The 1,971-nt window shown below is 46.8% G+C and carries 2 protein-coding genes and 1 pseudogene; 2 read left to right on the forward strand and 1 reads right to left on the reverse strand.

From position 1 onward, the window contains the following. The coding region (locus ACWA6V_RS21010) for a glycoside hydrolase family 9 protein (protein WP_449524310.1) at nt 1-1,163 on the forward strand (1,163 nt) is incomplete at its 5' end. 165 nt (nt 1,164-1,328) lie between these two features. Then, nucleotides 1,329-1,727, forward strand: coding sequence for a LiaF transmembrane domain-containing protein (locus tag ACWA6V_RS21015; protein ID WP_449524311.1), 399 nt, complete (start codon nt 1,329-1,331; stop codon nt 1,725-1,727). An 8-nt stretch (nt 1,728-1,735) separates the two neighbouring features. Here the strand turns inward: ACWA6V_RS21015 and ACWA6V_RS21020 are convergent. Continuing rightward, nucleotides 1,736-1,971 (reverse strand): annotated as a pseudogene (locus tag ACWA6V_RS21020) (UDP-2,3-diacylglucosamine diphosphatase); the annotation flags it as partial.

Consider the following 1,971-nt stretch of genomic DNA (forward strand, 5'->3'; position numbering starts at 1 on the left):
TCCGTACGCAGACCCAATACGATGTGGTGAATACTTTGGTGACTGCGTGGGAAACCTTTGGTTTGAAACGTGATACTACCAGCGTGGACTACGCGCGCAAATTTGTTGATCTGCACACGGCAGATGGCAAGCCCGACGTGTTGCAACAAATCGAACACGGAACTCTTGCGTTAATTGCGCAGCATCGCGCTGTGGGTCATGCGATTCCCGGTATTGTAGAGGCGCATATTGATCAGTATCACCATTTAGGTGATGGCATCACCAAAACGGATAATTTAATTTATGATCCCAAAATGGGTGAGCTGGAAACTGATGGTTTTAAAAGTGGCAAATTTGATGACCGCTGGGCATTTACCAGCAAGTCCTCGTCGTTGAATTACGGTTCTGCTGCTGCGCTTGCTGCGGCTAGTAGGGCATTAACCGGATTCAATGATGAACTTGCTAAAGAATGTTTGGCAACCGCAAAAAAAGTGTGGGCGGAAGAGGCCGCAAAAGCGAAGCCGGATTCGTTTAAGCATGGCAACACAACTGGTGGAAAACTTGAGCATGAACAACTCAAAGCGGCGACTGAGTTGTTGATCACTACTGGTGAAGCAAAGTATGCACAAGCGGTTAAAAAATTGGCAGCGGAAGTGGACTTTGGTGGCAATGCTTCCTGGTTTATTCGTGCCATTCCTTACATGGATGCGGATTTCAAACAGCAACTAAAAAGTAAAGCGCAAATTTATCAAACTGAACTTGCTGCGACTCAAGCAAAAAATCCTTTTGGTGTTCCCATCACCGAAGGCGGTTGGGCGGGCAGTGGTTGGGTGATTCGCCATGCGACGAACAACTATTACATTCACAAGGCATTTCCGGAGTTGGTGAACCGCGAGTCTGTGTTGAAAGGTTTGAACTTCCTTTACGGCACTCATCCAGCACACAATTTGTCGTTGGTGTCGAATGTGGGGACTCGCTCTAAAGAAGTCGCCTACGGCATGAATCGCGCAGACTTTTCGTTTATCTCCGGCGGTATTGTTCCGGGTATTTTGGTATTAAAGCCGGATTATCCCGAGAACCACGAAGACTGGCCGTTCTTTTGGGGCGAAAACGAGTATGTGGTTAATCTTGCGGCGAGCTACATCTTTTTGGTGAATGCAGCGGAAGAAGTTTTGAAAGATTAATTGGATTGTTAGTTATTCCATCCAAAGAAAGCCTCACCTACTGGTGGGGCTTTTTGTTTGGCGGCGACCATTACTGTGTATATCTGTAATTAGGTGCGGGGTGTGTGAACCCCATTTCTGGTTTATGATGTCTAAAAAGACACCCTAACCAATATGGAGTTTGATATGTCTAGCCCTGACGATAAGAATGTGTCGCAGCCTCAGGTTCCCGCAACAGTTAAAGATGCTAAGCCTGCTTCAGTCAATTGGCCGCTAGGTCTGGCGATTGTTGTAATCGGCGGATTATTGCTGGCGCGCAATCTCGGTTTTGAATTGTTTTTTTTGGACTTTCACAATTGGTGGGCATTTTTTATTTTGCTGGCCGCAATTGGGCCCTTGCAACAGGCATTTAGTTTTTATCGCAAAGAAGGTTTGGGCGCTGCGGTTGCCAATTCGCTGGTATCGGCCGGAGCGATTATCTTTATCGCGCTAATGTTTTTGCTCGATATGTCGTTCGGAACCTGGTGGCCGATTTTTGTGATTATCGGTGGGCTTTATATGATGACAAGCCGCAACCGTAATTAAGCAATGAGTTAAATTTTCCAGTCGATTAATTCAATGCTGTTTTGATCCGCTTCGATGCACCAGCCTGCCTCATGCCAATCGCCAAGTACAATGCGTTCAGCGGGTTTTCCAGCGATAACCAGCTGATGACGTGCAGGGCGATGGGTGTGGCCATGAATCATGCGTGTTACTCCCGCACTTTCCATTTGTGGTAAAACTTCGGCGGGGGATAGATGCATAATATCGTCTGCTTTTAGGCTATACA

The sequence above is a fragment of the Cellvibrio sp. genome (genome assembly GCF_053579595.1).